20 protein-coding genes and 1 tRNA gene are annotated in these 23124 nt (G+C 59.5%); 8 read left to right on the top strand and 13 right to left on the bottom strand.

The annotated features are described in order from the left end of the window. The first annotated feature begins 4 nt into the window (after positions 1-4). Positions 5-2506: a DNA gyrase subunit A gene (gyrA, locus tag C480_RS15795; RefSeq protein ID WP_006666621.1), complete on the top strand. Its 2502-nt coding sequence runs from the start codon at positions 5-7 to the stop codon at positions 2504-2506. Between the two features lie 145 nt (positions 2507-2651). Here gyrA and C480_RS15800 read toward each other — a convergent pair whose 3' ends face one another. Next, positions 2652-3185 (bottom strand): Rrf2 family transcriptional regulator, encoded by a 534-nt coding sequence (locus C480_RS15800; RefSeq protein ID WP_006108918.1) that lies wholly within the window; start codon positions 3183-3185, stop codon positions 2652-2654. A gap of 154 nt (positions 3186-3339) precedes the next feature. Next, positions 3340-4020 carry a metal-dependent transcriptional regulator gene (locus tag C480_RS15805; RefSeq protein ID WP_006666622.1) on the bottom strand — a complete coding sequence of 227 codons (681 nt, stop codon included), beginning with the start codon at positions 4018-4020 and terminating at the stop codon, positions 3340-3342. Between the two features lie 175 nt (positions 4021-4195). Here C480_RS15805 and C480_RS15810 point away from each other — a divergent pair, with 175 nt between their 5' ends. Continuing rightward, positions 4196-5365, top strand: a complete 1170-nt coding sequence (locus C480_RS15810) for an NAD(P)/FAD-dependent oxidoreductase (RefSeq protein WP_006666623.1) — start codon at positions 4196-4198, stop codon at positions 5363-5365. Positions 5366-5452: 87 nt separating this feature from the next. Here the strand turns inward: C480_RS15810 and C480_RS15815 are convergent, their stop codons facing one another. From C480_RS15815 to C480_RS15850, 8 genes are all read right to left on the bottom strand, one after another. Further along, complete coding sequence (locus C480_RS15815) at positions 5453-6136, bottom strand: acyltransferase (RefSeq protein WP_049903821.1); 684 nt, start codon at positions 6134-6136, stop codon at positions 5453-5455. A gap of 55 nt (positions 6137-6191) precedes the next feature. After that, positions 6192-7043, bottom strand: a complete 852-nt coding sequence (locus C480_RS15820) for an Nmad3 family putative nucleotide modification protein (RefSeq protein ID WP_006666625.1) — start codon at positions 7041-7043, stop codon at positions 6192-6194. Positions 7044-7347: 304 nt separating this feature from the next. Further along, entirely contained in the window at positions 7348-7608 is a 261-nt protein-coding gene (locus tag C480_RS15825; protein ID WP_049903823.1) for a HalOD1 output domain-containing protein, read from the bottom strand. 169 nt (positions 7609-7777) lie between these two features. Further along, a complete protein-coding gene (locus tag C480_RS15830; protein WP_006666628.1) occupies positions 7778-8257 on the bottom strand; it encodes an Lrp/AsnC family transcriptional regulator in 480 nt (159 codons plus the stop codon). 264 nt (positions 8258-8521) lie between these two features. Continuing rightward, positions 8522-8592: transfer RNA gene (locus C480_RS15835), tRNA-Pro, on the bottom strand. A gap of 202 nt (positions 8593-8794) precedes the next feature. Beyond that, complete coding sequence (locus C480_RS15840; RefSeq protein WP_006666629.1) at positions 8795-9721, bottom strand: RNA-guided pseudouridylation complex pseudouridine synthase subunit Cbf5; 927 nt, start codon at positions 9719-9721, stop codon at positions 8795-8797. A 2-nt stretch (positions 9722-9723) separates the two neighbouring features. Beyond that, positions 9724-10299 (bottom strand): (d)CMP kinase, encoded by a 576-nt coding sequence (gene cmk, locus C480_RS15845; RefSeq protein ID WP_006666630.1) that lies wholly within the window; start codon positions 10297-10299, stop codon positions 9724-9726. A gap of 79 nt (positions 10300-10378) precedes the next feature. Next, positions 10379-11332, bottom strand: coding sequence for a DUF106 domain-containing protein (locus tag C480_RS15850; RefSeq protein WP_006666631.1), 954 nt, complete (start codon positions 11330-11332; stop codon positions 10379-10381). A gap of 211 nt (positions 11333-11543) precedes the next feature. Between C480_RS15850 and C480_RS15855 the strand changes: the two genes are divergently transcribed. Continuing rightward, the gene (locus tag C480_RS15855) at positions 11544-13055 is read left to right on the top strand and encodes a DUF7289 family protein (RefSeq protein ID WP_444993535.1); all 1512 of its coding nucleotides are present in this window, start codon (positions 11544-11546) and stop codon (positions 13053-13055) included. Between the two features lie 5 nt (positions 13056-13060). On the opposite strand, the gene C480_RS15860 is transcribed toward C480_RS15855, so the two are convergent. Beyond that, positions 13061-13696 carry an adenylate kinase gene (locus C480_RS15860; RefSeq protein WP_006666633.1) on the bottom strand — a complete coding sequence of 212 codons (636 nt, stop codon included), beginning with the start codon at positions 13694-13696 and terminating at the stop codon, positions 13061-13063. 59 nt (positions 13697-13755) lie between these two features. Here C480_RS15860 and C480_RS15865 point away from each other — a divergent pair, with 59 nt between their 5' ends. The 5 genes from C480_RS15865 to C480_RS15885 all read left to right on the top strand — a co-directional run bounded on the left by C480_RS15865 (position 13756) and on the right by C480_RS15885 (position 20793). Continuing rightward, positions 13756-14238 (top strand): hypothetical protein, encoded by a 483-nt coding sequence (locus tag C480_RS15865; protein ID WP_006666634.1) that lies wholly within the window; start codon positions 13756-13758, stop codon positions 14236-14238. A gap of 461 nt (positions 14239-14699) precedes the next feature. Next, entirely contained in the window at positions 14700-15758 is a 1059-nt protein-coding gene (coxB, locus tag C480_RS15870; protein WP_049903824.1) for a cytochrome c oxidase subunit II, read from the top strand. Beyond that, a complete protein-coding gene (locus C480_RS15875) occupies positions 15755-18235 on the top strand; it encodes a cbb3-type cytochrome c oxidase subunit I (protein ID WP_006666636.1) in 2481 nt (826 codons plus the stop codon). Before coxB ends, C480_RS15875 begins: the two co-directional genes overlap by 4 nt. A 241-nt stretch (positions 18236-18476) precedes the next feature. Continuing rightward, positions 18477-18737: a cytochrome C oxidase subunit IV family protein gene (locus C480_RS15880; RefSeq protein WP_006666637.1), complete on the top strand. Its 261-nt coding sequence runs from the start codon at positions 18477-18479 to the stop codon at positions 18735-18737. A gap of 73 nt (positions 18738-18810) precedes the next feature. Continuing rightward, entirely contained in the window at positions 18811-20793 is a 1983-nt protein-coding gene (locus C480_RS15885; protein WP_006666638.1) for a hypothetical protein, read from the top strand. 354 nt (positions 20794-21147) lie between these two features. On the opposite strand, the gene secY is transcribed toward C480_RS15885, so the two are convergent. Both secY and C480_RS15895 read right to left on the bottom strand, forming a co-directional pair. Next, a complete protein-coding gene (gene secY, locus C480_RS15890; protein ID WP_006666639.1) occupies positions 21148-22614 on the bottom strand; it encodes a preprotein translocase subunit SecY in 1467 nt (488 codons plus the stop codon). Positions 22615-22617: 3 nt separating this feature from the next. Next, positions 22618-23124, bottom strand: coding sequence for an uL15m family ribosomal protein (locus C480_RS15895; protein WP_006666640.1), 507 nt, complete (start codon positions 23122-23124; stop codon positions 22618-22620).

Genomic DNA, 23124 nt, shown 5'->3' on the forward strand with positions numbered 1-23124 from the left:
AAACATGAGTTCAGACGTACCCGATCCGACAGACGTAGAGGCTCGTTCGGTCGAAAACATCCGCATCGAAGACGAGATGGAGCAGAGCTACATCGACTACGCGATGTCCGTCATCGCGGGTCGTGCGCTCCCGCGCGTCGAGGACGGTCTCAAGCCCGTCCACCGGCGCATCTTGTACGCGATGCACGAAATGGGCGTCACCTCGGGTTCTTCCCACCGCAAATCTTCCTCGATCGTCGGGGAGACGATGGGTGATTACCACCCTCACGGCGACAGCCCGATCTACGACGCGATGGTCCGGATGTCCCAGGACTTCTCGATGCGCTACCCGCTGGTCGACGGCCAGGGCAACTTCGGCTCGATGGACGGCGATCCGCCGGCCGCTCAGCGGTACACCGAGGCGCGGATGTCCCCGATTTCCGAGGAACTACTCGCCGACATCGACAAGGACACGGTCGACTTCTCCGCGAACTACGACGATCGCCTGCAAGAGCCCGAGGTGTTGCCCTCGGCGTTCCCGAACCTGCTGGTCAACGGCTCCTCGGGGATCGCCGTCGGGATGTCGACGAATATTCCGCCGCACAACCTCGGAGAGGTCATCGACGCGACGATCGAGTTGATCGACGACCCCGAGGCGACGGTCGAGGACCTGATGGACCACGTGAAGGGGCCGGACTTTCCGACCGGCGCGAACATCGTCGGCCGAGACGCCATTTATTCCGCCTACAAGACCGGCCGCGGGCGCATCCGCGTCCGGGCCGAGTTCGAAGTCGAGGAGTGGCAGTCGGGCCGCGAGCGCATCGTCATCACCGAACTTCCCTTCCAGACCAACAAGGCCCGCCTCGTCGAGCGCATCGCCGAGGACGTCAACGAGGGCGATATCGAGGGAATTTCGGACCTGCGCGACGAGTCCGACCGCGACGGCGTCCGCATCGTCGTCGAGTGCAACCGCGGCGCGAACGTCGACGTCGTCAAGAACAAACTCCTCGAGAACCACTTGGAGAAGACCTTCGGCGTTATCAATCTCGCGCTGGTCGACGGCCAGCCACAAGTGCTCTCGCTCAAGGAAACCTTAGAGGAGTACATCGCCCACCGCCGCGAAGTCGTGCGCCGACGCAGCGAGTACGACCTCGCCGAAGCCGAGGATCGCGCCCACATCCTCGAAGGACGGCTGACGGCAGTCGAGAACGCCGAGGATGTCGTCGACCTGATCAGAAACAGCGAGACGCGCGACGACGCGAAGGCGGCGCTGCAGGAGGCCTACGAGTTCTCCGAAGAGCAGGCGACCCACATCGTTCGGATGCAACTCGGCAGTCTCACCTCGATGGAAGCCGCCGAGATCGAGGACGAGTACGAAGACGTGCAGGCCGAGATCGAACGCCTGACGACGATCCTCGAGAGCGAGTCCGAATTGCTGGGCGTCATCAAAGACGAACTCCGCGAGATCAAAGCCGAGTACGGCGACGATCGGCGCACCTCGATCATCGAGGATCAGGGCACAGTTACCCACGAGGACCTCATCCCCGAAGAAGAGGTCGTCGTCGTCATGACCGAAGACGACTACGTCAAGCGGATGCCGATCGAGACCTTCGACCCCCAGGGTCGAGGCGGCAAAGGGATCATCGGCGCGGATGTCAAAGAGGACGACCGCGTTTCGACCGTCTTCCGCGCGAATACCCACGACTACCTGCTCTGCTTTACGAATCAGGGCAAAGTCTACCAGCTCAAAACCTACGAAATCCCCGAGATGGGCCGCACCGCACGCGGGAAATCGGCGGTCAACATTCTCGATCTCGATCCGGGCGAGGACATCACGGCGATCGTCGACACCGAGGCCTTCGGCGACGACGAGTTCGTCACGATGGCGACCCGGCACGGCTACGTCAAGCGGACCGCCGGCTCGGAGTTCGACAACATCCGCTCGACCGGGATCATCGCAGCCGACCTGCAGGAGGACGACGAACTCGTCGACGTCGAGGTGACCGACGGCAGCCAGGACCTCGTCATCGCCACTGAAGGCGGCATGACGATCCGGTTCGACGAGGACGAAGTCCGGTCGATGGGGCGCAACGCCCGCGGCGTCAACGGCATCGAACTCGAGGGCGACGATGCCGTTGCCGGCTTGGTCGCGACCGATGAGGGCGACGAGCAGGATCTGCTGACCGTCACGCGCAACGGCTACGGCAAGCGGACGCCGCTGTCGGAGTATCGCACCCAGTCGCGGTACGGCAAGGGGCTGATCGACATCAAGACCGGCGACCGAAACGGTCCCGTGACGGCCGCGAAAGCGGTGTCGGCGGACGACCAGCTGGTGATGATGAGCGAGCGCGGGCAGATCGTCCGCACGCGCGTCGACGAAGTTTCGGAAGTCGGGCGCAACACGATGGGCGTGATCGTGATGGACGTCGAGGCCGACGATGCGGTCGCGAGCGTCGACGTGATTCCGGCGTCGGTGGGCGAGGTGGACGACGCAACCGAGGAGGCCGAAGCGGACGCGCCGAACTGAGCCGCACCCGACGGCTCGTTCGACTCGGCGTTTGGATTGGAGACCGCTATTGGACGTGGCGTCCGCAGACGAAACACAGTAGCAGTCGCGTCGCTGTACGGGACGGGAAACGGCAGATGAGAGAACGAGTTCGCTCCGTGACCCCTCAGTGTGCGGCTTCTTCGGCGGGAGCAACCATGTCTTCGATACGCAGAATGAGGATGTTGTTCGTGTCGTCTTTGCCGTCGACACGGCCGTCGATGAGGAGCTTCGAGAGCGGCGTCGGGCCGACGGTGACGGCGTCGTCCTCGTGAATACCGCTGATAGCGCCCTGCAGGTGGATCTCCGCGCGACAGAGTTCAGGATGGTGGACGCTCGAGAGGTCGATTTCTTCGACGATGACATCGGTGATCGGTTCGCCCTCGTGTTTGATCGGCACCGAGGCCGGATCGTCCATCTGCTGGATTTCGAGTGCTTCGAAGGCGGCAGCGGTCGGCTTGTAGCCACCCTTGGGGCCGGGGACACCTTCGACGAGCTGGAGCGCTTTGAGACTCTGCATCTGGTTGCGGATGGTCCCCGGGTTTCGGTCTACCTGTTCGGCGATGTCCTCGCCTTTGATGGCGTCTTCGGATTCTTTGTGGAGATTCGTCAGTGCGCGCAGGATTTTCTTCTGACTGGGGGTCAGCTCGATTGATGACATAGCGGATTATTCGTAGTTGAATTCCTTAAACCCGGCGGGTACGGTCGGCCGTTGAGTCGATTTTGACGTGCAAAAGCATACCAGTACAGCCTCGAACGAACGCACAGTGGACATTCGATAGGATGTCGAGAAACCAACTCGGCTGCAGGGGTCGTTACGACTCCGCTTGCGGAAGGGGTGTAACGCGGACGTGATGGGCGACACCCTCCGGTAACGAAACGTCGTCGACAGTCTCGCTCGACCGTGCAGTAACCATTCCGAAGGGAGCGACTTCGAGAATCTCGAGTTCGACGCCGGGTTCGACACCGTGAGTTGCGAGATACGACAGGACTTCCGGGTCGTGGTCGGCTACCTCTTCGACGACGACGACATCGCCCTCTGCGAACTCGGTAACTGACTTGCCCGCCGAGCGGTCGGGTGGTTCGAGATCGGCACTCGGAATCGGCGAGCCGTGCGGATCGACCTCCGGTTCGTCGAGGGCATCTGCGACGCGGGCCTCGAAGTCCTCGCTGATGTGGTGTTCGAGACGATCCGCCTCGGCGTGGACTTCGGACCAATCGTAGTCGAGATGTTCGGTGAGGTAGGCCTCGAGCAAGCGGTGGTGACGGACGACTTCGAGAGCGACGGTTTCACCTTCGTCCGTGAGCGTGACGCCGCGGTACTTCTCGCGGTCGACCAGCCCGCGCTCTTCTAATTTCTCGAGCATGCTAGTAACGGTCGGCGACGTGACCTCGAGCGCATCGGCGATCGCAGAGGTCTTGATCCGTTCCTCGTGCTCACCCTGGAGCTGATAGATCGCCTTGAGGTAATCCTCCATCACGTCGCTCAGCATCATCGTACACCGATTTAGATCCATCTAACCCTAAACCTGTCGACGACAGCTCCCTCGTCGAGTTCGGGATGGACCGGCCATCACGGCCGGCACGGTTCCGTCACCACACCATGACAACGAGAAACACACTGATACGAGTTCCAACACCTTTGTATCGTAGTGTTTTAGATTGTGAGGTATGACTGAAAACGTCGTCGTGCTCGGTGCCGGGTACGCTGGTACCGGCGCGATCAGCAAGCTCCAGTCGGAACTCGGCGGCAACGCACGGTTGACCTGGATCGCTGATGTCGACTACCACCTCGTCTTACACGAGGCCCACCGCGTGATCCGCGACCCGGACGTGCAATCCGACATCACGTTCCCCGTTACCCAGGTTGCCGATCCGTCGACCCGGTTCATTCAAGACGAAGTCGTCGGCCTGGATACTGACGACCAACTCGTCGAACTCGCGGACAGCGATCCCGTCGAATACGACTACGTCCTCGTCGCACTGGGCAGCCAGACCGCCTACTACGGCATCCCCGGGCTCGAGGAGCACTCGCTTACGCTGAAAAATCTCGACGACGCCCTGGAGATCCACGATGCCGTCAAAGAGGCAAGCCAGGACGCCACCCGCGGCGAACCCGCACAGATCGTCGTCGGCGGTGCCGGACTCTCCGGCATCCAGACCGCCGGCGAGATCGCCGAGTTCCGCGACGCCCACCGCGCGCCGATCGAAATCCACCTCGTCGAAGCGCTCGACGAAATTTTCCCCGGTAACGACCCGGAAATCCAGCAGGCCCTCCGGGACCTTCTCGAAGACGCCGGCGTTCGCATCCACACGGACGACCCGATTACCGAAGCAACCGACGAGGTCATCGAGTTCGACGAAGGCGAGCCACTCGACCACGACGTACTCATCTGGACCGGCGGCATTACCGGCCGCGACGCACTCGACGACGCTGCACTCGAAAAGGAACACAACCGCGTCAACGTTGCGGCGAACTTCCAGACCTCCGTCGACAACGTCTTCGCGATCGGCGACTCGGCGCTCATCGACCAAGGCGACCAGCCCGCGCCGCCGACCGCACAGGCCGCCTGGCAGGCCGCCGAGATCGTCGGCGAAAACATCTCCCGAGCGATCGAAAACCGCCCGCTCAAAACCTGGGAATACGACGACAAGGGTACTGTCATCTCCGTCGGCGAGAAGGCAGTCGCTCACGAAGTCAAACCGGCCCTTGGCATCTCACTGCCCGTCGACACCTTCGGTGGCATCCCCGCAAAGAACCTGAAGAAGATGATCGCTGCCCGCTGGATCGCCGATATCACCTCCTGGAACGAAGCCCGTAAATCCTGGTCGGCGCTGTAGGCGACGAACACTCGCTACTCGTCACTCGCAACCCGTCACCCGCTACCCAGCACACATCACCACCCGCGTCGAATTCGATACGGCCGATTACGCGTTGCTTGATTCCTCGTTCTCTTCGGCGTCTCCAGATCCATCGCCGTTTCCGTGATCTCCGTCCACACCACCCGTTTGTCCCCACTCCGTTCGCTTTTGGTCTGCCGTGCACTCTGTCTGACCCTGACTCCAACTCTGGCTCTGAGTCTGAGTCTCACCCCGACTCTCACTCCCACCCCCCATCTTCCGCGCCGGTACACCCGCGACGGTGGTCCCCGGTTCGACATCCCTCGTCACCAGCGAGTTCGCCGCGACGCTTGCACCCGCACCGATCTCGACGCCCGGCAACACGATCGCTCCAGCACCGATCATCGCTCGCTCGCCGACGACGATTTCACCCGTCCGATACTCGTCCTGCAAGAACTCGTGACAGAGCAGCGTTGCGTCGTAGCCGACGATTGCGTGTTTCTCCATCGTGATCAGTTCCGGCCAGAAGACGTCGGGCGTCGCCTCGAGTCCCCAGGAAACACCGGGCTCAACGGTGACACCGAGTCGACGCAAGCACCACCGCCGCAGGCGGAGGCTCGGAGAAATGCGAGCGAACCAGACGAAGAGGTAGTTGAGCGCAACCCGAAGCGGGTGCTTTGCGCTCGTCCAGTGAGCGAGCGAGTTCCGAACGCCGGGCGTGGGGTGGCGTCGAATGCGGTCGTGACGGGAACGGGAGTTATCGGCGGTCACGTCTGGGTTGTCGGTCAAGTACTACAAGAAACTGACCGATCCTCACACGAGTCGCTCACCGGCCGCTGTCGGGTTGCGTACTGGCCGGACTGTCATCCATCGCGTCGGCTGGCGTTCGATCAGTACGGGGGCCAACTAGGTTCCGGAACGCCTCGCTCGAGAGTTCACATCGGTAGGCCGGCTTGAAGAGCATGTTCTGCCCACCCGCGCGGACGTTCCATTCCGTTTCGATTTCCTCACGAAGATAATACTGTGCTTGTACGTTGCCCGGTTTGACGTAGTACTCGCTGAGACGGATGGGATAGCGGTCGAAGAGACCACCTGGTTCGCGGCCGGCGACGATCACAACCGGTTTGTCCTGCCGATAGAGTTCACCGTCTCGTTCCCGTGCGCGTTTTACGTGTGCGTTCTCCGGGTTGGCTGCGAGAATCGCCTCGCGATCCGTCTCGCACATTTCGGGGGTAATAACGGCGACGCTATCGACGGTGAAGTATCCGATCAAGTACCGGTGTGCCCGGTCTCCCTCCGGTCGACGGAGGCCGGCGTAGAAGCCGACGATATCGCCCGGTTCGAGCGATCGAAGACGGGAGACGTAGCCATTGGATCGATGTTCACCGTAGGTTAGCGCCTCGAAGTTCGGATCACGGTGCAGCGGCCACTCCGCAAGTGCAGCGCCAGAGACCGAGTCAACACCGTTTCGGATCGGTTGTGGCTCGATCCGAGTCGTCAGGTCTGCGGCGGCCCGATCATCGTAGCGGAGGGTCCACGATCCAAGCGTCGCCGTCTCGCTCGTTTTACGGGTCTTCTCCGGAATCGGAACGTATTCGAAGCGGCCATCGTCGTACAGCGGCCCAAGTGCACCGAGATTCGTGCTGTCGGCCCCGATCCCAGCGAGTACGACTGTCATCAGTTCCTCTCAATACGAGCAGTGACTGATTAAATTACTCGATCCACACTACCGGCGAACGCTTTTCCTGTAGACGACCGTGTCTATTCTATGGCGTCCAGAACGCCCATCGAATGTCCACTGTGCCGTGAATCTCCGGTGCAAGAGCAAGAACTCGAGGAACATCTCGTCTCAGCCCACACGAAACGAAAACTCGCAAAATTCGTCGCCTCGGAAACGCGAGCGATGGACGAGGGGGATATTTCCGAGTGAACGACCACGCGGAAGCGAGAAAACAGCCACGACCCCGCTACTGACAGGTCAGTCACTCACACGGTGTAATCGAAACCGACCCTCCCGCATCGACCGCGACGCGGTACTCGCAGTATTCGAACGTGAGCCGTCCGGTGGGACGTGAGTGTGTCGGTGTCAATCCGAAGAGACCAGTGATCGCAGCGGGATCGATGGTCTCATACAGCGGCGGCAACTCGGTCGCATCACACTGTTCTCGTTCAGCGACCGCCTCGACGATTTTCGTACAGAGTTCGTCTGTCTCTGGGGGATGAGTCTCAGGACGGGATGCCATAGCTGGATACCAGAACTCGACGGTCATAAGAATGATCCCAGCATTCTCGATAGCCTGTCCTGAAATGGTTATTACTGCGCTTTTCGAAGGAAAGGATCAAATAGGTCTGTTAGACAAGACCGTCGAAAGCAACGCGACGAAGAGATAGTGCCGGTACAGACATCGCGTCTCACTTCTTGTCCGCAAGCTTCTGTCCAAAGTGATTGAACGGTTGGCGAAACTCCGCCTCGAGAACCTCCGATCGGCTGATATCGAGCCCGCACTCTTGTAGCGTCTTTGCAATCTGAGAGATATCACCTGTACTTGTCCCAACGGCCTCAACGTGGAGGTTTTGGTCCCCGGCAAGCAGTTTGCGAACAGTTACGACTCCATGCTGATCGAGCACCTCCTCGACGAACTCGGTCGTCGGCTGGGTTTCGGACGTGCACGTAAACAAAATGTGGAGCTCGAAGCCCGCCGTTTCGTAATCGATATCCGGAATATACCCCTCGAGAACCCCCTGTTCTTCGAGTCGATCGATTCGATTTCGAACGGTCCCCGCAGAGACCCCGACTGCTTCAGCGATTTCAGCTGCCGTCGTCTCCCGTGCGTTCTGCTGGAGCAGATACAGAATGCCGCGGTCAGTCTCATCTAATACGTCCTGTGCCATGGAGCGTCTACGGATGGAACGTCGAAGGAACTTATGATAACAGCGACTAGACGAACCGTTCACCAGTTGCGTTTGCAGGAGTGATAGAGCGGCGGAATGGGGTTTCTAATCAAGTCACAGGGGAGCAGCAGTCGATTAGTTACGGCGCAATGGTCACGCCACTTGTATTGTCTGCTATGTAGAAATATACCGAAAGAGAGAATTGAATTTCCGGCCGTCTGAGGGGGTTCGGGGCCAGAAGTTGGCGAGTTACGAAATTTCGAGTGGGACCGCCGAGAATTGAACTCGGGTCCTACGGACCCCATCCGCAGAGGATACCACTACCCCACGGTCCCGCACGTGGTAGGACGAGTGTCTACCGTTTAAGAGTGTCGTTTTAACCCGATACCACAACTCGCCACGGTACACCGAGTGGAAAGAAGGCGCCGTGAAACCAGGACGGACAATACATCACAGCCGGCGATCGAGGCTGTCGATCGAAGAGCGACTGCCAGTGACGACGATGTCCGCGCGACTACCGGGCCGTAACTCCATCAATCAGACGAGTACTCGTTCTAGATCGACGACAACGCCCGATGTAGCCTCGGGGTCACCGACGAGTTCACCGAGACAGACGGCGGCACCGTTCGGCGTGTAGCAGGCAACGAGCGGTCGATCGGTCGACGGATCGTCGGGGGAAACGTCGCTATCGAGGACGCCCGGCGCGTAGACCGGTGCACCGTTTGCGACCTCGCGTGCGGCGCTGTCTGCGATAGTGAGTCGTGGAATCCCCTCGAGAATTCGCTCTGCAGGGTCGACGACGGCCCGAAGCGGTTCGGGGTCGGCGTCCTCGATCCAGAACGCGAGCGCGTCGAGGAACTCGGTGGCCGTGTACAGATCCGTGTCGTCGAACGGCGTCGTCGCAGTGCGACGCAGATGGCCCATGTGCCCGCCGGTGCCGAGTGCGAGTCCGAGGTCGTGACAGAGTTTGCGGACGTACGTCCCACTTTCACAGCGAATCCGCAGGAGAAGTTGGCGACCGTCTCGTTCGAGCACATCGAGGTCGTAAATCTCGCGAACGCGAAGCCGGCGCGAGACGGCGCTCTTCCGGGGTGGCTTCTGGTAAATCGGCCCTTCGAACTCGTCGAGAATCGACTTCGCGTCAGTCGGTATCGTCCCGTGGCACTCGAGGACGGCGACGTATTCTTTCTCGCCCTCGAGGAAGACCTGCGCGAGGCGGGTCGCCTCCCCCAGCATCGTCGGGAGACAGCCCGTCACCTTGGGATCGAGCGTGCCGGCGTGAGCAGCCTGATCGATAGCTTCGCCGGTATCGCGTTCGGCAAGCGTCTCGGCGACAGCGTCGCGCAACCAGCCGCTGACCTGATGCGAGGACGGTCCCGGCGGCTTATCGAGATTGATGACACCGAAGGTGAGCAGTTCGGCCGGCGAGCGATCGGCGGGTGGACCGCGAAGGCGTCGTGTCATCCCTAGAACCCGTCGTCGAGATCGATCTGTGCCTGTCCCTCGTCAGCCGCTGCATCGTACTCCTCGACGGCAGTCACGAGCATATCGAGCACGGAATCCGGATCCCAACGCGCCGTATTGACCGAGAGGTCGTAGATCGTCAAATCCCGGATATCGATGCCGTAATACTCCTCGTACCGCTGTGCTTCGCTCGCCTCGCGCGCCTGGGTCTCCTCCGTCGCCCGCTCGGGCGCTTTTTCCTCGCGCTCTGCGATCCGCTGTCCTCGGACGCGGGGGGGCGCATCGAGCCAGAACCGAAAGTCCGCCTGCTCGGCCGCAAGCCACCCCGCGAGCCGAGATTCGAGCACGAGATCGTCCTCATCCACCGCGATCTCCCGAAGTCGCCGGTCGAGATCGCGATCGATCTGGTCGTTCTCCTCGGCGAGTTTGTTGAACTCGAGGGGGGTGTACCCGCGTTCGTCCGCGAGCTGGCGAAAGATGTCGCCACCGCTGACGTGTTCCAGGTCGAACGCATCGGCGAGTAACGCTGCAGTTGTGCTCTTTCCGCTTCCTGGCGGACCAGAGACGGTGAGTAACATATCCGATCTGCGGTGTGGTCGGTAAAATGGGTTTTGAATCGTGAGAACGATGGCGACAGTCGGTGAGTGGACGGACCGTTCAGGTGCCCGATGGCGTCATGTCGATGTTCAGCGACTTGCGGAGAAGTTGCTGGAAGCCGACCGAGCACAGGAAGTACCAGACGATCCAGGCCTGCATCGGACCGGCGATAGAGTCGGTCCACTGGACTTCCCCGGCGATCGGCATGACGACGGTCGCCTCGGTTCCGGTCAGTCCGACGCCGTTGATCTTCCAGTGCATCCAGAGGAACAGCGGAATGGTCAACAGCATAATCCAGACCATCGGCCGGATCTGCTCTTTGAACATGCCCATATTCTCCGCCATCGCTTCCATCTGCTCCTCGCGAACGTCTTCGAGTTCATCTTCGAGCCGTTCGATTTCGGCCTCGCTTGCGCCGCGTTCTTCGGCTTCTTCCTTGCGTTCGCGAACGTCTTGCTGTTTGTCCTGCATCGCCTGCATTCGCTCTTGGTACTTGCTCATGATCTCGGGGTTCATGAGGTTCGCTTGCAACAGCGTCGAGTACAGGCCGGTTATCAGGGCAATAGAGAGGATAACGGCGTAGAACGGTAACGCGGCATCGAGTGGGCCGAGCGCATTGTTGAGTGTACTGCCGACGATCTGTTTGATCGGGTTGAGCCAGTAGCCAAACATCAAAAGCAGCGAGGCGGCTCCGGCTATTTTGTCCCATTGAGACCACTTGGATGCCTCGGCATCGATATCGACATCGGTACTGACTCCGCTACTGGAACCATCACCGTCGAGTGCCTCATCGTAGGCATCCCGATCGGCGATCTCGAAGCCGTCGTCGCCATCGACCAGTATCCCTTTCTCGATCAGTCGTCCCCACTGTCCGCTCGTCAGCTCGTCGCTAACATCGCCCCACTGGACCTCGCCGCCGTTTTCATCGGCTTCCTCGCGGATAGACTCGAGTGCCTCATTCATCGAGGAATCCTCGTGGACGAGGGAATTGATCTTCTCGACTGTCCGTGTCATCTGGGTATACTAGGGCTAGGGCAGGTTCGGTATACAAGTGTTTATCTTCGGAAGCCAGCTACTCGTGCCGGTAGAAATCAACAGGAGATGTCTCTGTCCCGATATCCTTCTACTGGACCCTTATTATAATTCCACAGATGGAGGATATAAACGGAATTGAAGTATTTGATCGGTCGATTGTATTATACTCGCGTTCACGAGTTGCGTCTCTATGAGGGTTCGACGAAGGGAGCGGTCGGTGGGGGGATCAAGCCGGGCACAATCGTCCGTGCTTGGAATCGTCCTCCTGATCGGGATGGTGGCAGCCGGTAGTATCGGTGTCTTGCTTGTCGCCGGCGAGGGAATCGGGCAGACGGAACAACAGTCCGAACAGGAACGAGTCGAGCAGGCGTTCGTCGAGTTGAGCCAACAGATTTCGACGGCGACGACGAACAACGACGTTACCCACGGCTCCAATCTGGAAGCCGGTGAACACGGTGCCATCGCCCACCACGACTCCGCAACGTACGAAATCTGGGCGGAAAACAATAGCGGGACGACCACCCCGATCGCGAACGGAACGATCGGAACCATCGAATACGACGCCGATGACGGAACGCGACTCGCCTATGAGGGCGGTGCTGTATTCCGTGAAACCGGCACGCAAACACGGGTACTGTCGGCTCCACCGATCAATTACGACCATCGGACGAATACGCTCTCGTTTCCGGTCGTCGAACTAACCGAGAACAAGACGATCGACTCGGGCGATATCGCGATTGAACAGGCCAGTGCGCACGCTAATTCGATGAACTACATCAAGGACGACCACGTATTCATCGAAATCGAGAGCGAATACTGTCTGGGATGGGAACAGCACTTTACGAGCGAAGCAGGCGATACGTCGCTACAACAGGGCTGTTATGACGCTGCAAACGACGATGGAACGCTGAAGGTTCGGCTCGGCTACGAAGACATCGATAACGCGTTCTCTAAAGGCGTCGCTCTCGGCGACGAATCCAACTACGACGCCCACCAATCCGGCGGCGAATTCGATGATATCGGGAGCGAGCAGTTCAAACCGTTAGATGGTATCATCTCCGAGATGAAAGCCGATTTCAGAGAGAACGAATCACACATTGACACCGGCGACTGGTCCGAAATCACCGCTGGAACGTATTTCGCTGCGGAAGGATCGTTAGATGCTGCCGACGAACTCACCTTCTCGCTCGAAGACGGGAATGCGGTACTCGTAGTCGACGATGATATCTCCGGCTACGATATCACAGTCGACGCGTGTGGCCCCGATGGATCGAACCAGGCAAAGATCTACGCGACCGGCGATATAGACGTCGATACCAACGAGTTCACCCAGACGTGTGGCGATGACGAATCGAATCTCCAACTCTACGGCACCTCGGAGATGGGCGTCGATTTCGGTAACGGCTACGTCGAAGGGCTGTTGTATGCTGCCAGCGACAAAACGCCCGGTGAGGACGGGTTCGACGGCTGGCAAGTGAACTCGAACAACGACGAGGAGTACCAGATCCACCTGCAGGGGAGCCCGGAGTTCGACGGCTCGATTATCGCACACTCCATTTCCGAGCGAAGCAACTTCAAAAACGTCAACGAGCAGCCGATGAATAGTTCTGAAATCGAGGTGATCCCGCCCGGATACGAGCCGGCACCACAGCTTACCTATCTCAATATTGCAGAATACGAAATCGACGTCGAAAACAACTGACGACGTTAGGCTGCGTCCGAAATCGTCTCCTTGACGGACTCCCAAACTGCAGCCGGTGCCTGATTCCCATCGATCCGCTCGAGCGTTCCCTTCTCCTCGTAGTATTCAACGACCGGTTCCGTATTCTCTTCGTACACCCGGAGTCGCTCGCGAACGGTCTCTTCCGTGTCGTCCTCGCGCTGCTCGAGTCGCGCTTCGACTTCCGGGTCCTCCGGCGGGTTGTACTCGACGTGGTATATATCGCCCGTTTCCGGGTCCAGACGGCGACCGGTGAGCCGGTGTACGAGTTCTTCCTCGTCGACATCGAGATAGAGAACGACATCGAGCTCGGTCATGTCCTCGAGCTCTTCGGCCTGGTCCAGATTGCGCGGGTAGCCGTCGAGAACGAAGCCGTCCGCCTGTGAGAGCGCCTCGTCGACGATTGCGTTGACGACTTTGTCGGGAACGAGTTCACCTTGGTCCATGTACTCGCCGGGGGTGTCGTACTCGGTGTCCATATCGGAGAGATCCATCCCCTTGTTGGCCCGAAGTGCATCGCCGGTGGTGATGTGATCGACGTCGAACTCGTCGACGATATTTGCACTTTGTGTCCCTTTGCCCGCCCCGGGTGCCCCGAGAATCAAAATTCGTGGCTGTACCATATCCCACCGTTCAGCGGCGGCGCATAAAGGCTTAAAGAAACGGGCACATCTATCCCGGTATGACCCGGTTCGATGCGACCACACCGAAAGCGCGCCAGGAACTCTACGGCGATGCGATTACGGCACACCGAACTCGCGGCAGCGGGTTCGTGACGTTCGAAGCCGATCCAGACGTATTCGAGTCGACATCCGACGCCGAATCTGAGTTCCAATCCGACCGCGACACCGAATCGGAACGCGATCCTGACCCATCCCCTACCAACGACCTCGATCCCGCTCTCGGCATCCCGTGGCTCCAGTTCAGCGACGGCACGATCAACGTCGACTGCACCGACGACGAACTCGACCGACTCAAGGGGCTTCTCGACGACTTTCCCGTCTTCAAGATCGACGATCTCACGCGATCCGAAGACGCGGCCGGCATCAACGTCCGGGTGAGCGCGAAGGCAGATCCAAATCGGATCGCGCAGTTTATCGACGCCGTCTTTCAGACCGTGTATCACCTTCCGTCGGACGGCCGCGTCTGGGTGGTCGATCTCTAGACTACTATCTCTACTAGCGACCACTCGAGAGCGATTGCAGTCCCACTCGCACTCGTCTCTCCTCTCACACCAACCGCGCGCGAGCGGAAATCGCCGCCATAGCAGTGCAAACCCCTCGGCTCGCTGTCTCTACCACGCCCGCCACACCGAACCTGTTCGGATGATGCACTCGCGTGCGCGTGAGCGTTCGTCTTTGCAACTGAACTCGCGGCGAATTAGCGACAGAAAGAAAAGGACTGACTCCAACAAGAGTCCCGAGGACCATGTCAACGGGCTCGTTGGGTCTGTCACGGGCGGCCGGATCGACGCCAGCCATCGACGGACACAGAGAGCCCGTTTACGACGGGAAAGAGCGCACCCCGGCCCGTTTCCAAATAGATAAGTGGTCCCGGAAACCACGGTCCGACATATAGACGGCTTCAACAGAGGTGAATACGATCTTCAACGCATACACGACCCCGATGCAGGCGCAGACCCGAGTCGATATCTTCGATGAGATCTTCCTCGTGTTCCTCGGTCTCGGGACACTCGTCGGCGTCGTCGTTATCTCCTACACCTTGTACAACGCGTACAAGTATCGTGATGACGGCGAGACGAAAGCCGATGAGGATCTGCCAACGCTTGGGGAACTCCCGACAGGCGGACAGGGCGGCAAGAAGTTATTCCTCTCGTTCGGACTGAGCGCGATCATCGTCATTTCGCTGGTCGTCTGGTCGTACGGCATGCTACTTGTCGTCGAAGACGGCCCGGACACCCCCGACGAGGACGCGCTCGAGATCGATGTCGAAGGATACGCGTTCGGTTGGGACTTTAACTACGAGAACGGTATCGAGACTAACGGTCTTAATGAAGGACTCGTCATCCCTGCCGATACGCCCATCTGGATAGAGACAACATCACAGGACGTCTGGCACACGTTCGGCATCTCAGACTTACGCGTCAAAGCCGACGCGATCCCCGGTGAAACCGACGAAACCTGGTTCCAGGCGGACGAAGGCGGGAACTACACGGTCGAGTGCTTCGAACTGTGTGGCTTCGGTCACTCCGGGATGAACTCCGACGTTACCGTGCTCTCGGAAGACGAGTTCGAACAGTGGGTCGACGACCAGCTCACGATGACGATCACGGTCGAGGACGAAAACGAGTCGCGCGTGACCGACGGCTACGAACTTGAACTCGTCCACGAGGAGAACGACCAGTACGAGCAGGATCTGACCTACACGTACTCGGCCGATGAGTTCGAGAACGGATCGATCACCATCGACGAGATCGAACAGGGCGGCCAGTACAACCTGACGATCACGCCGACTGACGATCAGTACGAACCGATCGAAGAGAGCGTCGATTTCACCGGACCAGTCGACGAGACCTATACGTTCGAAACGGCGAGTTCCGGTGAGGAGGGTGAAGAGAGTAATGACGACGGAACAAACGACGCTGATGGCGGAAACGGTGGCGAAGACGGTGCCGGAAACGAAACCGACCAACAGCAAGACGACACGGGGGGTGACGGCGAATGAGTGATCTACCGCCGATGACGTCCGTCAAACGCTGGCTCGTCACGACGAACCACAAGGACGTTGGGATTCTGTACATCACGACAGCGCTGTTTTTCCTCCTGCTGGGGGGCGCGATGGCGCTGCTGTTCCGGGTGCAGCTCTGGGAACCGGGTGGACTCGGCATTCTCGAACCAGTCCAGTTCAACCAGGCAGTTTCGACGCACGGACTGTTGATGGTTTTCTGGTTCCTCTCACCGATCGCATCCGGGTTCGCGAACTATCTGGTGCCGCTCCAGATCGGTGCGAAGGATCTCGCGTTCCCACGACTGAACGCCCTGAGTTACTGGTTTTACCTGTTCTCGGGGATCCTGTTCGTCCTCTCGTTCTTCCAGGGGCAGACGTACGCCGGCGGGTGGACGTTGTACGCGCCGCTGAACGTGCCGATGTACACGCCTGCAATGGACGCGACGGCAGGCAATAACGCAGCGATACTCGCACTGACGTTGTTCGTCATGTCGATCACGATCGGGTCGGTGAACTTCCTGACGACGATTCACCGCTCACGGGCCGAAGGACTTGGCCTCTGGAACATGCCGATGTTCACCTGGTCGTGGCTCCTGACGGTCTGGATGATGCTGTTTGCCTTCGCGGCGTTGCTCGCAGCACTGTTGTTGCTCTCGATCGACCGGTTGTTCCTGACCGAGTACTTCATGACGGATCAGGGGTCGAGCCTGTTGTGGGCGCACCTGTTCTGGTTCTTCGGCCATCCAGAGGTGTATATCGTCTTCTTCCCGGCGTTAGGGATCATGTTCGAGACGTTCCAGACCTTTACTGGACGGCGCCTCGTCGGCCGCAAATGGGTCATCATCGCGATGGTTCTCGTGGCGGTCCAGTCGTTCCTCGTCTGGATGCACCACATGTTCCTGACGACGATCAATCTGGAGATCAAGACGCTGTACATGGCCACGACGATCGGGATTTCGCTCCCGTTCGACCTGATGGTCTTCTCGTTGATCTACACGATGGTCAAGGGACGGGTTCGGTTCACGACGCCGTTCCTCTTTAGCCTCGGCGCGCTCGTGTTGTTCATCCTCGGTGGCATTACGGGGGTCTTCCTCGGTGCCGTCGTGCTCGACTACGAGTTCCGTGGCACCTACTGGGTCGTCGCTCACTTCCACTACGTGATGGTCTCCGGAGTGACGGCGCTGGTCGCCGGCCTCTACTACTGGTGGCCGAAGATAACTGGAAAGATGTACTCGGAGGCGCTCGGGAAGTTAAACTTCGCAGTCTATTTCATCGGGTTCAACATGCTGTACTTCCCGATGTTCCTCGCCTGGGAAACGCCACGGCGCGTCTTCCACTACGGCGAGAGCGCCCAGATCTACCACCAGATCGCAACTGTCGGGGCGTTCGTCCTCGGGCTCTCGTTCCTGATTATGTTCTTCACGTTCGCGAAGAGTTGGATCTCCGGACCCAAGGCTCCCGACAATCCGTGGGAGTACTCCCGGACGGCCGAGTGGGCAATCCCCTCGCCGCCACCGCTCGAGAACTGGGACGGACGGCCGAGTTACGCCAGCGGTCGACTCGAGTTCGTCGACGACTCGCCGGCTGCAACCGACGGCGGTGTTGCACACGGACAGGGCAACACGGCTGAAGCGAGTGTCGAGCACGAAGCCGAACACGCAGACCACGCCAGTATCTGGCCGTTCGGAATCGGCGTCGGAATGTTCGTGTTCTTCCTCGGACTGTCCGGGCTGACGCCGTTCGTCGCCAACTTCGCCGAGGGGACGGCCGAACCGCCGGAAGGACTGGTCGGCTTCGAGACCCAGCCGGATATCATGTATCCAGTGCTGATCGCGCTCGGGATGGCGATTATGGGGATCACGCTGTTCCAGTTCGGTCGCGAGAAGTTCGATGCACCCGTGATGAACATCGCCGAGCGCTGGCCGTTCGGCGGCATTGGAAACACGAAGTTCGGTATCTGGGTGTTCCTCGCGTCGGACGTCATCGTCTTCGGCGCTGCGATCGGTGCGTACATCTTCATGCGCCTCCACATGGGCTGGATGGACTGGGAGTTCGACCCGATCACGATGGCCGGGTTGGTCAACACGTACATCCTGCTCACCTCGAGTTTCACCGTCATCATCGCGCTGGTGATGGCCGAGCGAAAGAACAAGAGCGGGCTCCTCGGTGCGATGGGTGCGACGGTGTTGCTCGCACTGGCGTTCATGGGCGTCAAGGCCTTCGAGTACACCCAGAAGATGGGCGACGGCCACTACTGGTGGTACAGTATCGAGTACTCGATCTACTACGTGACGACCGGCCTCCACGCCTTACACGTGATCCTCGGCGTCCTCGTCGCGCTGTTTATGATCTATCGGATCATCAGCATCGACGCGTACCTCGAGGACCATCGGCCGGTGGAGTTCTTCGGACTCTACTGGCACTTCGTGGACATCGTGTGGGTGCTCCTGTTCCCACTGTTCTACCTGATGTAGACCACTCAAGCGGTCACACCGCTTGATTCCGGTCTGCATGCGATGTGAAACTGCTTTCTTTCTGCCTGTTTTGAGTCGCTGTGGCGCCGTCTTCGTTCGAACCGTTGCGTGGCCCAGTCGCGAACTCGACGCCTGATTTGGTCTCCCCGAGCGGAACCGATTCGGTGGATAAAACCACCGTAGGAGGAACGGCAGTACGTATGAGGAAGGTATAAGTATCCGTCACCCACATTCCACACTAATGGCCAACCTTCGAACGTACACCCTGATCTACATCCTCCTGGTGGCACTGGCGACGGGGAAGTTCGTCTTCTTCGAGTTCAACTTCGCGTACGCAACGGCCATCGGCGGGACGATCGTCTTGGCAGTCACGAAGATCCTGCTGATCGCCGGCTACTATCAGCACCTGATCGAAGAGCCACGAGCGATCAGTTACATGATGGCAACGGCCGTATTCATGGTGTTCCTGCTCGTCATCGCCGCTGGATACTCGATCCAGTGAGCCAACGGTCGCGGGAGAGTCGACTCGCATCTAATTGTTGAACTTTATACGCATCTAGCCAGTAGCATCTGACATGGACCTCTGGCCATGGTCAGACACCGAACCGACACAGGCCAGTAATACGATTGCAGCCCTCCTCGTTATCGGGCTCGCCTGTCTCGCTGTGTTCAGTCTCGGACTGACATATATGTACGGTTCAACGCCGCAGGACTCGCTTCTCTCCGAGAACGGTCCACAGCTACCGGACGACATACCAACCTACGACACGCCTGCCGAGGCCGGCGCTAGACACGGCACAGCGGATGACGTCTATCTCACAGCCGACGGCGGGGCCATCCTCGTCTACGAGAACACACTCAACGACACGCAGAGCCCGGTTCGGCGGAGCGTTACTGCAACGACTGCGCTTACTGAACTCACCACTGAACTCGCCGGACAGGACCGCGAAACAGCGGGCACAGAGATACCGGTGACGCCGGCACAGCTCGCCGACGGTGAGCAGGTTCTCGACCAGCCAACCCCTGGATCGACGCTCGACCTCGATGTGTCCGGCGAGTCCAGTCGGGATACAAACGAGTTCGAGGCCGCACTCTCGGCGACAGGGCCGACAGAGCATATGGAAGAGCGCCTTTCGGGATCAACAACCGGTGAGATCCGTCTCACGCCGGATGCGATCACAACGACCGGGACGGCCACGAGCACGTCCTCGACGACGGGGACAGAGACAGAGACACCGCGATATCTGTCAGTTTCTGTCGCCGACAGCGGGAGTACCGACGGAGAGTACAGGATGCACATCGAGCGCCGTACCCAGATTGATTCGAGTGCCGTCTCCCGCTGGCAGACACGTGCAAACGCCAGTGATACCCTCGAGACGGAGTTCGGCTCGATTGCGGCTAGGTTCGGCGGCGAGAGCAGCGTCGAACTCGAGCAGTACGCACTGGTTGCGGAAGAGACAGCATCGAATACAACGGACTCGAATCAGACGGCCGCTTCAACGGCTGCACAATCGGACTACGAACTCGACCTCGAGTTCACAGTAACCTACACGGGACTCAACGAGGGAATCGAACGCGCGCTGTCGACGACATTAACAGGAAGTGACGGAGCCACGACGGAGGGAAGTACTGTACAGCAATCCACCCCGGAAAACGAGCGTGTCCTTACGACGGCGCTCTCTGAACTCGAGATCGAGACTGCCGAGTTCACCCAGGAGACGACGCCGAAACAGACGGGCCAGGGGATGGGACAGACGACCCGGACTGACTGGAACGTGAAACTGGCAAACTACGAGCGGGCACTTCGGGCGATTATCGAACCGGAACGCCTCGAGAGGGCGTCCCCGAACGCGAACGGAACTGACACCGAGACGAACCTCCAGGCGAGACTCGATGCGCAGCGGGAGGCGGACCTCCAAACGGTGCTCGAATGGAACGCGGAGGGAGAGACGACACCGAATCAAGCACACGACACGGGCACGCAGGGACAGTCCGATCGGCGCTACAGTGTTACAGCGACTATAACCGGTGCGACCGAGAATTGGTCCGACTACGTTGACGAACGCGCTGCACGCGGACTCGGTTCACGACCGGATACCGCCTTTGATCTCGAGATCACAACCGATCGCAGCACCGTCGATCTCGAAGGAGAGTTCGAGTTGCCACGGGAAACCGTTGCTAATCGGACTGCGGACTATCTGGCCAAGTCGGTCCAGTTCGATCCGCTCGGTGGTTCGGACGGGGCTGCCTTCGTTTCCGCTCTCGACGAGTGGAATCTCGATCTCACGCGGACGAACGTTGAACTCGACGGGGAGACGATACGCGTTCACGGGGGCGCAACGTTCGAAGATCTCGGTGGACTGCTCGATCAGCTGATACCGACGACGAAGCAGGACGACGGTGTCGGAAAAACGTACGTCGCTGTCGACGATCTTGGAGATGTAGCTACGGAAAACGCTGATGCTTTCGATAGGGAGGCGCTTGCGGACCTTCCCATCGTCGACGAACAGACGGACGTGTACGAGGTCGGGTCGTGGGACGAGGCGAAAGGAGAGTAAAGCGAAACAGGTTGGTAGAGACTACCGGGTTCGGCTTCTCTCAGGTACCATGGGATGACGAACGGTCTCCGAACGTAACTGAATCTCCAATTCAAGTAGAGGTGCGTGCACAGTTCGCGTTTATCGCTGGGATGGATAAACAACTCAGGCACACTGTTCTCGACAGCCGGTGGATAGAGTTCACACTCGAACTCACCTCCACGGCCATCGGAGGGAACGAGTAGCCACTGCAAGTTCGCATACCCGGTCGCACGACGCACGACGGTTGTGTGAGTAGTGTGTAAATCGTTGCAGTTGTTACTACGGGTCCGATCACGACTGCGAGAAAGAAAAACCGGAGATCGGCGACAGCAGCTATTCCTTGCCGAACATCTGGCGCATCATCGGATGCATCTCCATCATCTGCTCTTCGGCAATCTCTTCGTAGAGCTTGTAGGTGATGGAGACAGCCAGCAGTAGACCGGTTCCACTGATGGACCCGATTGTGCCGAGCATGTTCGCCCAGACGGCGAGCAAGCCGACGAGTGCACCACCGATGATAGTCACTTGCGGGATGTACCGTTCCATGACCTTCTCGATGACGCCGACGTTCTGGCGGAAACCGGGGATCTGCATCCCCGAGTTCTGGATCTGCTTGGCTGTGGATTCTGGGCCCATGTCGGTGGTTTCGACCCAGAAGACGGCGAAGATCGCACCGCCGGCGATCATGAATACCAGGTCGATGGAGACGCGGATCATCACCATCCACGCCGCCTGGGAGACTTCGCCGGTCCACCACATCCAGTCGTTTGGTGAGTAGATCGGCGCGACGTAGTAGAAGAACCCGCTCACGGGTTGTCCATTAGCGTTGTAGGTCCCGAGGAACTCGGGCATGTTGGCTCCCAGTTGCGAAGACATGATCTGTCCGATAAACTGGACGTTCGCCTGTAGCGCCCGGACGAGGATCATCGGCAGGACGCTCGCGTAGATGAGCTTCACTGGGAAGCGACCGCGAGCACCTTTGACGCGGGCGTGGCTGAGTGGAATTTCCACGCGAACCGATTCCGCGTAGACGACGATCGCGAAGATCAAGACCGTCGTTAGCAGCGCGATGATGTGCCCCTCCTGAAACAGGATGGTGTACAGTCCATCGCCAGCGAAGACCGAGCCGACGGCCACCTGCCCGGTGATGATCTGATACCAGTCGTAGAAGAACCCACCCGCAGTTGGCTGGATGAGTCCGGTAACGAGTCGCTGGCTCACGCCGGCGATGATGAACAGCCCGATCCCGCTCCCGACGCCCCACTTGCTGACGACCTCGTCCATGTAGAGGATGAGGATACCGCCGGCGAAGATCTGGGCGAACATCAGAAGCTGGACCTGCATATGGTCGAGGGTGAGTCCCCCGAACTGCAGTGACGACTGAGCTGGCAGGAAGCCGCTGGCGAACACTATCGGCAGCCCGGTCAGCACCACCATAACGACGACCAGCAGCTTCTGCAGGCCCTGATAGAGGACCTGATCGCGCGGGTCGTCGGTGTCGAGACCGAGTAGGTTCGCACCGCCAAGCAGTTGCAAGACGATGCTCGCGGTGACGATCGGTCCAATACCGACCTGCAACAGCGACCCCTGTGAACCGGCCAGAATCGCACGGAACTCACCGAAGAGGTCGGTTGCGCCACCGGACTGCACCCCGAGCAGCGAGATGTTCGTCAGGAAGAAGTACAACATCAGGATGCCAGCCGTCCACGCAAGCTTGCGTTTAAAGGGAACGTGCCCCTCCGGACGGCGGACTGCGGGCATCCGCGTTAAGACCGGTTCAGCAGCTTCCTTCCATCCCATATGTTACTCCTCGTCCTGTTCTTCGGCTTCCTGATCGGACGCAGTTTCGTCAGCTTCCGCCCGCTCTTGTCCTCGCTCCGAGACGATCGCCTCACCGCCGGCCGTCTCGATCTTCTCGCGAGCTGCTTCCGAGAACGCATCTGCAGTAACGTCGAGTGCGTTGCGTACCTGCCCCGATCCGAGGACCTTGACGACATCGACCTCGTGGCCGTCCTCGACGATATCGCGAGCGTCGAGTTCATATCCGTCGTCGGTTTCCTCGGCAAGGTCGTCTGCGACGTACAGGATCGCGTCCTCGTCTAACTTCTGAACGTCGATTTCGGCGACATCTTCGCGGATGCCCTGCGGTCGCTTGAAGCCGTGTTTCCCCTTCGGTTCGTAGTTGTGGAACTCGTGTTTGCTTCGCCCGGCGCGGCCGCGTCCACCACGGTGTCCGGCCCCACGTCGGTTTTTGTGGGAGCCACCGCTGTGGGTTCGCGATCCACGCTGGCGTCGTTTTTTGCTCGTCAT

The organism is Natrialba aegyptia DSM 13077 (assembly GCF_000337535.1).
Taxonomy (GTDB): Archaea; Halobacteriota; Halobacteria; order Halobacteriales; family Natrialbaceae; genus Natrialba; species Natrialba aegyptia.

Coding starts and splice junctions, on each gene's coding strand:
- gyrA (WP_006666621.1), top strand. CDS start 5: ATGAGTTCAGACGTACCCGATCCGACAGACGTAGAGGCTCGTTCGGTC.
- C480_RS15800 (WP_006108918.1), bottom strand. CDS start 3,185: ATGTCATCAATCGAGCTGACCCCCAGTCAGAAGAAAATCCTGCGCGCA.
- C480_RS15805 (WP_006666622.1), bottom strand. CDS start 4,020: ATGATGCTGAGCGACGTGATGGAGGATTACCTCAAGGCGATCTATCAG.
- C480_RS15810 (WP_006666623.1), top strand. CDS start 4,196: ATGACTGAAAACGTCGTCGTGCTCGGTGCCGGGTACGCTGGTACCGGC.
- C480_RS15820 (WP_006666625.1), bottom strand. CDS start 7,043: ATGACAGTCGTACTCGCTGGGATCGGGGCCGACAGCACGAATCTCGGT.
- C480_RS15825 (WP_049903823.1), bottom strand. CDS start 7,608: ATGGCATCCCGTCCTGAGACTCATCCCCCAGAGACAGACGAACTCTGT.
- C480_RS15830 (WP_006666628.1), bottom strand. CDS start 8,257: ATGGCACAGGACGTATTAGATGAGACTGACCGCGGCATTCTGTATCTG.
- C480_RS15840 (WP_006666629.1), bottom strand. CDS start 9,721: ATGACACGACGCCTTCGCGGTCCACCCGCCGATCGCTCGCCGGCCGAA.
- cmk (WP_006666630.1), bottom strand. CDS start 10,299: ATGTTACTCACCGTCTCTGGTCCGCCAGGAAGCGGAAAGAGCACAACT.
- C480_RS15850 (WP_006666631.1), bottom strand. CDS start 11,332: ATGACACGGACAGTCGAGAAGATCAATTCCCTCGTCCACGAGGATTCC.
- C480_RS15855 (WP_444993535.1), top strand. CDS start 11,544: ATGAGGGTTCGACGAAGGGAGCGGTCGGTGGGGGGATCAAGCCGGGCA.
- C480_RS15860 (WP_006666633.1), bottom strand. CDS start 13,696: ATGGTACAGCCACGAATTTTGATTCTCGGGGCACCCGGGGCGGGCAAA.
- C480_RS15865 (WP_006666634.1), top strand. CDS start 13,756: ATGACCCGGTTCGATGCGACCACACCGAAAGCGCGCCAGGAACTCTAC.
- coxB (WP_049903824.1), top strand. CDS start 14,700: ATGCAGGCGCAGACCCGAGTCGATATCTTCGATGAGATCTTCCTCGTG.
- C480_RS15875 (WP_006666636.1), top strand. CDS start 15,755: ATGAGTGATCTACCGCCGATGACGTCCGTCAAACGCTGGCTCGTCACG.
- C480_RS15880 (WP_006666637.1), top strand. CDS start 18,477: ATGGCCAACCTTCGAACGTACACCCTGATCTACATCCTCCTGGTGGCA.
- C480_RS15885 (WP_006666638.1), top strand. CDS start 18,811: ATGGACCTCTGGCCATGGTCAGACACCGAACCGACACAGGCCAGTAAT.
- secY (WP_006666639.1), bottom strand. CDS start 22,614: ATGGGATGGAAGGAAGCTGCTGAACCGGTCTTAACGCGGATGCCCGCA.
- C480_RS15895 (WP_006666640.1), bottom strand. CDS start 23,124: ATGACGAGCAAAAAACGACGCCAGCGTGGATCGCGAACCCACAGCGGT.